The sequence below is a fragment of the Mesorhizobium sp. WSM4307 genome (genome assembly GCF_007003945.1).
In the GTDB taxonomy this organism is placed as follows: Bacteria; Pseudomonadota; Alphaproteobacteria; order Rhizobiales; family Rhizobiaceae; genus Mesorhizobium.
In genome coordinates, this window is sequence record NZ_VFTB01000007.1 from 446,718 (window position 1) to 453,198 (window position 6,481).

General features: G+C 63.2%; 10 protein-coding genes and 1 pseudogene. 2 read left to right on the plus strand and 9 right to left on the minus strand.

Features of this window, described 5'->3' with window-relative positions:
* Positions 1-419: 419 nt before the first annotated feature.
* A complete protein-coding gene (locus FJV83_RS19650; RefSeq protein ID WP_095775674.1) occupies positions 420-1,100 on the plus strand; it encodes a ParA family protein in 681 nt (226 codons plus the stop codon).
* On the plus strand, positions 1,097-1,504 hold the full coding sequence (locus FJV83_RS19655) for a hypothetical protein (RefSeq protein ID WP_095775675.1): 408 nt from the start codon (positions 1,097-1,099) through the stop codon (positions 1,502-1,504). Before FJV83_RS19650 ends, FJV83_RS19655 begins: the two co-directional genes overlap by 4 nt.
* Positions 1,505-1,622: 118 nt before the next feature.
* Here the strand turns inward: FJV83_RS19655 and FJV83_RS19660 are convergent, their stop codons facing one another.
* The 9 genes and pseudogenes from FJV83_RS19660 to FJV83_RS19695 form a co-directional block, all read right to left on the minus strand.
* On the minus strand, positions 1,623-1,964 hold the full coding sequence (locus FJV83_RS19660) for a hypothetical protein (protein ID WP_095775676.1): 342 nt from the start codon (positions 1,962-1,964) through the stop codon (positions 1,623-1,625).
* Positions 1,965-2,022: 58 nt separating this feature from the next.
* Positions 2,023-2,346, minus strand: a complete 324-nt coding sequence (locus tag FJV83_RS19665) for a DUF736 family protein (RefSeq protein ID WP_006205585.1) — start codon at positions 2,344-2,346, stop codon at positions 2,023-2,025.
* Between the two features lie 711 nt (positions 2,347-3,057).
* On the minus strand, positions 3,058-3,591 hold the full coding sequence (locus FJV83_RS19670) for a hypothetical protein (protein WP_142886630.1): 534 nt from the start codon (positions 3,589-3,591) through the stop codon (positions 3,058-3,060).
* Between the two features lie 198 nt (positions 3,592-3,789).
* A complete protein-coding gene (locus FJV83_RS37730) occupies positions 3,790-4,005 on the minus strand; it encodes a hypothetical protein (RefSeq protein WP_348628980.1) in 216 nt (71 codons plus the stop codon).
* Positions 3,995-4,285 carry a hypothetical protein gene (locus tag FJV83_RS37735; protein ID WP_348645170.1) on the minus strand — a complete coding sequence of 97 codons (291 nt, stop codon included), beginning with the start codon at positions 4,283-4,285 and terminating at the stop codon, positions 3,995-3,997. The genes FJV83_RS37730 and FJV83_RS37735 overlap by 11 nt, the downstream gene beginning before the upstream one ends.
* A 137-nt stretch (positions 4,286-4,422) precedes the next feature.
* Positions 4,423-4,623: pseudogene (locus FJV83_RS37740) on the minus strand (hypothetical protein); the annotation flags it as partial.
* An 82-nt stretch (positions 4,624-4,705) separates the two neighbouring features.
* Entirely contained in the window at positions 4,706-5,125 is a 420-nt protein-coding gene (locus tag FJV83_RS19685) for a hypothetical protein (protein WP_095775678.1), read from the minus strand.
* The gene (locus FJV83_RS19690; protein ID WP_057143280.1) at positions 5,115-5,375 is read right to left on the minus strand and encodes a type II toxin-antitoxin system prevent-host-death family antitoxin; all 261 of its coding nucleotides are present in this window, start codon (positions 5,373-5,375) and stop codon (positions 5,115-5,117) included. Before FJV83_RS19690 ends, FJV83_RS19685 begins: the two co-directional genes overlap by 11 nt.
* A gap of 62 nt (positions 5,376-5,437) precedes the next feature.
* The gene (locus FJV83_RS19695; RefSeq protein ID WP_095775679.1) at positions 5,438-6,379 is read right to left on the minus strand and encodes a DUF2493 domain-containing protein; all 942 of its coding nucleotides are present in this window, start codon (positions 6,377-6,379) and stop codon (positions 5,438-5,440) included.
* Positions 6,380-6,481: the final 102 nt, after the last annotated feature.

A 6,481-nucleotide genomic window follows, 5' to 3' on the forward strand; every position in this document is an offset into this window, starting at 1 on the left:
ACAAAATAGGCTATCCTGCCAACGTAGAGAAGGGAGGGTGCAAAAAAAACCGAGGGTGCAAAAAAAAACCGGCCGACGTCCCCTCACGACTTAGCCCAGTTTTCAACTCCGGACCGCCAGCACCCAGCGTCGTGATGTTTCCATCGTGAATTGTTGTGATGTGTCCATGTTGCGTTGAGGACTTGTTTCCATGTTAACATGGAAACAACCGAGCGGTTCGCAGCCTGACCGTCCGACCGGACCCCTTTCCCACTGATTGCACCCGGGCGAGCTTTTTTGGTGCGCGTCTGGGTTGCCAAACCGGTCTGCCCCGTCGACTATGTAACCAAGTTTTCGACCGTGACATTGTTTCCACGTGTCCATGGTGATTTGTTTCCATGTTAACATGGAAACAAGGAGCCAACGTGGAAGGAGGCCCAATGATCATCTCCGCTGCGATCCCCAAGGGCGGCACTGGCAAATCGACGATGCTGCGCACCCTCGCATCCGTCGCGCTGCATCGCGGCTATTCGGTCACTCTTATCGACGGCGACCGGCGGCAGAATATGAACCGCTGGTTCCAGATGCTGGGTGACGCTGGCAACCGTCCTGACAGGCTCCAGCTGGTGAGCGCGATGACCCCGCAGGAAATCCTCGACGCCGCAGCCATTCACAACGGTGAGCGCTCCGTCGTATTGATCGATACGGAAGGCACCACGAACGACAACCTCATGGCCGGGCTCTTCGCGGCCGACATTGTCGTCGTGCCGGTCTACTTTGCGCTCGACGATGTGACCGCCGCCATCCAGATCACCGACCACTACATTCCGCTTGCGGTCGAGAGCCGGGGTAGACCCCTGCCTGCGATATTCGTGCTGACCAAGCAGACCATCATCGATGGCAGGGCGCGAGCCCTGACCGAACTGCGCGCCATTATTCAGGCCAACGGCACGCCGATCGCAGAACACGTCCTGCACAATCGTGTTGCCTACCGCGATCTGCAGACCGGGCAGACCCTTTACAGCCCCGCGGTGCCCGATGCGAAGGCGATTGCCGAGAGCGAAGGGGTCTTTGACGACCTTCTGCAAACCTTCATCGAAGCCACAAGGAATGCGGCATGAGTGACGAAACCGCACCGAAACCCGGTGACGACAAGAAAGCCCGCATGATGAAGGCGATTTCCACGCAGCCGCCGGCGCTGCCGAGCATGTTCATCACACCGAAGGTCCAGACGTCAGGGACCAAGGTGCAAGCTACGCCACAGATGCAGGAACCGACAAAGCCGTCCCCGGCAGTCGGGCCCGATTTTCGCAAGCTGCTGCGGCAGGGCCAGAAAAAGGATCCCATCGCCGGCAAGAAGATTCGCGAGGAGGAGATGGTCCGCTGCGGCTACTATCTGACGGCCGTGGAGCAGCGTCAGTTCAAATTGCTGGCGATCAGCAACGGGCACAGCATGACCGAGCTGCTGCGAAAGGCCGTGCAGGATTATATCCGCATTCATAAGCACAAACTGCCGAAGGAATAATCGGCGGTTTGGAGTCGCTATCGCATGCTGCGACGGGTGATGTTCGTGGCTCTCTTGCGACGCGCAAAAAAAGGGCCCGCGACGGAGCACTCCGTCGCGGGCCCTGAGATGTGTTTGCCTACTTGGGTTGGTTGGGGTGTTTCAGCAGTTCCCCGAGGGGGGCGTCGCGCTCCGGACGCCCGCTGGCTGCCACTTTGTCGTCGACCAGCTTTGCGGCCAATTTGGGCGACAGCGGCATGAAGTCGTAGCCCTGTGAGATGGCTGCGTGGCGAAGATCCTCAAGCGCTTCGAACGCGTGGTCGCGGGTGCCAAGCCAGAGCGCGGGCTCGTCGGTTTCTTCGTGCGGGAACGCTTGCAGGAAATAGGTCCGAAGCGGTGGATCGTAGCCGATGACAGCGTCTGGATCCGAGCGGACTTTTCCGGTGACGGTGCCAGTGAGAGTGATGGTGTAGCGGCTCATTGCAACCTCCTTTTGCCGGTGGGGAAGCCGGCCCCTTAAGGGGCCGGCCACCGATGCCTCACTGGGGGTTGTTCCAGAGGATGACCTTCTTGTTTTCCTCGCCACCCGGGGCGGGAGCGAGATTGCCGAAGATCACGCCGATCTCGGGGGCTTCCAGCTTGACCGAGAGGTATTCCTCTCCCGAACGCTGGGAGATGCGGTGCCAGCCGGCTCCGATCTCGAAGCCCGTGCGCTTGTTGACAATCCGGTAGTCGGGCGCGTCCTCGCGCGACTTGTTGGTGTTCGGGATAAGGGTGATCGGGGCGTTGACCCGGAGCGTGGCAAAGACGCCTTCCATCGAGCCGTCGGCCTTGGTGGTGAGGTTTGCGATCGTGGTGGCCATGGTAGTTCTCCTTCGGTTGCATCGGGACCATTCCCGATGGCGCCAAAGGAGAGGGCCGTCCTGCTGCGGTCATCTCGGCGAAAATTCTGGAAAATTCTATTTGCCGAAAAATTGCGGGCAGGCCCTTCGCCTGCCCGCAGACCAAAAACAGAAATCGAATTTTCCTGAATATTCGCCGAGTGTACCCCCAACGGGGGTTGACCGCACAAAGCAGGCGGTCGTCTACAAAGGCGACATGAAACGGGAATGGCCCCGGATGCGACCGAAGGAAAAGAACTCAGGCCGCCATCGCTAGACCGCCGACGCAACGGTGCCGGATCGCAGGAACATGCTGCAGCCTCTCGGGTCATGTCGTCGGCATTGCCAACACATCGAAAAGCAGCCTGGCGCGTGACCGCCTTGCGTGTTCGGTATGGCGGCATAGCGGTTTCGAGATCGGGGCCGGCTGGCAGTGGCCTTCACGCCCCCTCGGGGATGATACCGCGCAGTCAGGTTGGATGACCCGGCAAGCCAGCATGTTGTTCGGCACGCTTGCACCCGCTTCAGAGGCGAGACGGTCCAGATGATCATCCGCACAACGCCCGGCGGCTCTGCGCGTGGACCGGTTTCCAAAGGTGCCGGCTCCGTCCGCTCATACAAGTGGATTAGGCGGCGAGCTGCCGGATCAACATATCGGATTGACCCCGCCGGCTGTCGGCAGGACCGCATCCATCATCCTGGCAACGTTAGACGCTCCTCCGGCGTCATGCGGGCTTCGGCTTGGCGCCGAATGTCCGAACCTGCATGGCGGAGCATGGCGCACCAGTCCTCCACATTGTACGTGGTCGCCATCCGGCCCCTGGCCAGATCGTAAATGACGCACGGCTTGTTCGCGATGGCGAGCCGAAACACGTTGACGGCCGTACCGGGTGATGCGCCGTCCCAGACCATCATGCCAAAGTCGGCGCGCCGCGCCATCTCCCGGTTCTTGGCGGCGTCGTCCCAAGATCCATGAGTGCGTCCAGGTGACGGGACATGGTAGGCGGCCCAGTCGCCCAGATTGTTGTGGGGTTCCTTGCCGGCATGGAAGACCCCGACATGCTCGTACTTGTAGCCCGCGAGCAGGCCCTGCGCCTCGGCATCGGCTCCGGGCGCATCGCCAACCAGCACGCCGTGCTCGGCAGCAACAATTGCGCCGATGCGAGTGATGGCAGGTTCCGGCAGCTCGAATATTTCGCGTGATCCACCTATGAATATCATCGACATGGTGACTTTCCCTTCTCTCTCGCGTCCCCCGCCCCGCGCCGGCCGCCCTCTTCCTCTGGCCCTGCGCGAGGGATCGTCACCCGAAGGCCGAGACGGCCAAGCCGGCTCGGGGAGCGGCGGGACGCCGCGACTAGAGCCCGGCCGGCCGCGGGCCGGCGCGCCCAGGCCTTGCCGCTGCCGGCGTTACGCGCGGGGGAGCTATTGGCCTTTGTCGGCCAGCCAGAGGCTCACGTCCTGGATTGAGCGCATGAGCACCGACGGATTGTCCCGCGCGGGAATGAAGCCCCAGCTCTGCCAGTAGCGCTCGGCCTCGGCGTCGATCGCCCGCACCACCACCGCGCGGCCGCCGACGAAGGCGGCGCTGGCGACGCAGCGCGTCCTGGACCAGGCCGCTGCCGACGCCTTACCCAGCATGACGGTGGTCGACGGCGAGTTGTTCGATCGACAGGGTCGGATCGGGCCGTCGCCCGGTGCGGATGGCGCGCGGTGCGCTGTTTGGCTGGATCACGCCTGGCGCGAGGCCGTAATAGCCGACGACTGTGCCCTCGTCGTGAACGATCAGGACGCGGGTAAACCCGCAGGCCTGGTTCGTTCGCGCGAAGCCGGCCAGCCAGGCGTCGAGCGCGGCCTTGCCGCAAGAGAAGCTGTCGAGGCGGTGCGCCTCGTCAAGGTGATCGATGCCTGAAAGCGCCACCTAGCGGTCCCAGGGCGGGGACCGGCGCGCCTTCGGCGGCGACGCAGCGGCGGGGGATGAGATCGCCTGCATGAAGCGTCATAGGCTTGCGGGGAGACGCGGGTGACGGTTTCGTTGAGGATGGCCGCCTGCGCCTCGTGGAGTGCTGCGCGCCGGATGAACTCCGTGCGCGACAGGCCGAGCAGCTGCGCGCCGCGGTCGATGATGGTGAGATCATCCTCGCGAAACCGCATCGACACCTTCCTTTTTGCGGCGGCGGCCATGGTGCGTTCCTGTGCTGGAATGGACATACGCCGATGCGATGCAGCATGACACTGGATTTGTGTGACGCCATTCATGTACCTGGGACCGGCGTACAGGCATGCGGAAACCGCGGACTGATCCGATCCGAGGTATGCTCCCTGCCGCGAAAAGAGAACGTCAATCCAGACGGCTGACGCGGCGGCCCTCGCTGCGCGCTTCGATAAAGGCGCCTGCGATCTTCATCATGAATGCCTTGCTGAAACGACCAGAGGGCTTACCGTCGGATTCGATGTACCAGGAGCGTTCGGCAATATCGTAGTTGTATTCGTCAACCACGATCCAGCAGCGTTTGAGATCGGTCAGACCGGCGCGGCGGCACTCGATAGCGGAGACTTCCAAACCGACCCGATCGCTGGTCGGTGGCTGGGTGGTTATCGCCAGGAGCGCGAGATGGGTCAGGCCATCTCTTGCGCCGCGGACAGCGATGACCACGCAGGTCGGCCGGCTCTTGCGGCCTTCCGTTTCGCCGCGCTCGTGTTGCCATGCCCAAAGATACGGGTAGGAGATCACCTGACCAGGCAGAAATCTACCGCTCATCATCGTACCCTTCCCCGCGCGCCAATCGGTCGATCTCGGCGGCGAAGAGTTCCGTGTGTTCCTCCGGCATCTCGGAGACATGGTATGCGCGGCGGGGATCGCCGCCGATGCGCATCCGCTCGTAGTGCTCGTAGCTCATCAGCACGAACCGGGGTTTCCGGTGCTTGGTGAGAATAACGGGTTCGCGGCTGGCAACGTCGGTGACGTCGCCAACCTGCTTGTTGAGATCCCCGGTCGTGAACTGGCGCATGGCTGGCCTCCTTACCAATCTCCATATTATCTGGATTTTCTTGATTTGCAAGAAAACGGCGCTCACGCGCCGTCCTCCGCGAACCGCCAGACGGGAATGCCCAGCCGACGCGCCTTGTCGGCAAGGTTGTCGGTGATGCCGGAGCCGGGAAAGACGATCAGGCCGTAGGGCACTACGGAGAGAAGCTGGTCGTTGCGGCGGAACGGAGCCGCCTTGGCGTGCCGGGTCCAGTCCGGCTTGAAGGCGATCTGGGTGACCTTGCGGTTCTCGGCCCAGCAAGCGGCGATGCGCTCGGCGCCGCGCGGGCTGCCGCCGTGGAGCAGAACCATGTCGGGATGCTTCTCGCGAGCCTTGTCGAGCGCGTCCCAGATCCGGTCGTGATCGTTGCAGTCGAGGCCGCCGGCGAAGGCGATCTTGGTGCCGGCTGGAACGAGCACCTCGGTTTCGGCGTGGCGACGGGCGGCGAGGAAGTCGCGGGAGTCGATCACCGCAGCGGTCATCGCCTGGTGGGAGACCTTGGAGCCGGTGCGCGGCCGCCATGCCGATCCGGTTTGTGCCTCGTAGAGGTCGGCAGCCTCGTCGCGCATGATTTCGAGCACGTTGCGGCGCTCGATATAGGTGATGCCCTCGGCCGTGAGCCGTTCCAGCTCGACAGACTTCACCTCGGAACCGTCCTGCTCCTGCTGGCTTGAACGCTGCGCCTCTTCATTGCGATCGAGGCTGCGGGCGACGCGCTCGGCGGCACGGTGGAAGACGTTTGCGAAGGACCAGAGCAGGTCATCGAGATCGGGTTCGAGCCTGGTGTCGCCGAGCATGCCGGCGAAGATCTCGACGATCCCGGCTAGCCCGGCCCGGATCACCTCGTCGTCGGGAAGTGGCCGAGCATCAGGTTCGTCCTGATGCGGGCGATGGCCATACATCTGCAGTTCGAGGATGACGCGGTCGGTCGGCGAGGAGGCGTGGTAGGGCTCGTAGGCATCGTCGAAAGGAAGCTCGTAGGTCATGGCGTGTCTCCGTCGGTTGTGTCCGCGCCTTTTGCGGCCTGACAGCGCTCCCCGGCCCCGCCCCCGGGGGCGGGCCCCCCCCCCGCGGCAGGCGGGCTGGCG

Coding starts and splice junctions, on each gene's coding strand:
- FJV83_RS19650 (WP_095775674.1), top strand. CDS start 420: ATGATCATCTCCGCTGCGATCCCCAAGGGCGGCACTGGCAAATCGACG.
- FJV83_RS19655 (WP_095775675.1), top strand. CDS start 1,097: ATGAGTGACGAAACCGCACCGAAACCCGGTGACGACAAGAAAGCCCGC.
- FJV83_RS19660 (WP_095775676.1), bottom strand. CDS start 1,964: ATGAGCCGCTACACCATCACTCTCACTGGCACCGTCACCGGAAAAGTC.
- FJV83_RS19665 (WP_006205585.1), bottom strand. CDS start 2,346: ATGGCCACCACGATCGCAAACCTCACCACCAAGGCCGACGGCTCGATG.
- FJV83_RS19670 (WP_142886630.1), bottom strand. CDS start 3,591: ATGTCGATGATATTCATAGGTGGATCACGCGAAATATTCGAGCTGCCG.
- FJV83_RS37730 (WP_348628980.1), bottom strand. CDS start 4,005: ATGCTGGGTAAGGCGTCGGCAGCGGCCTGGTCCAGGACGCGCTGCGTC.
- FJV83_RS19685 (WP_095775678.1), bottom strand. CDS start 5,125: ATGAGCGGTAGATTTCTGCCTGGTCAGGTGATCTCCTACCCGTATCTT.
- FJV83_RS19690 (WP_057143280.1), bottom strand. CDS start 5,375: ATGCGCCAGTTCACGACCGGGGATCTCAACAAGCAGGTTGGCGACGTC.
- FJV83_RS19695 (WP_095775679.1), bottom strand. CDS start 6,379: ATGACCTACGAGCTTCCTTTCGACGATGCCTACGAGCCCTACCACGCC.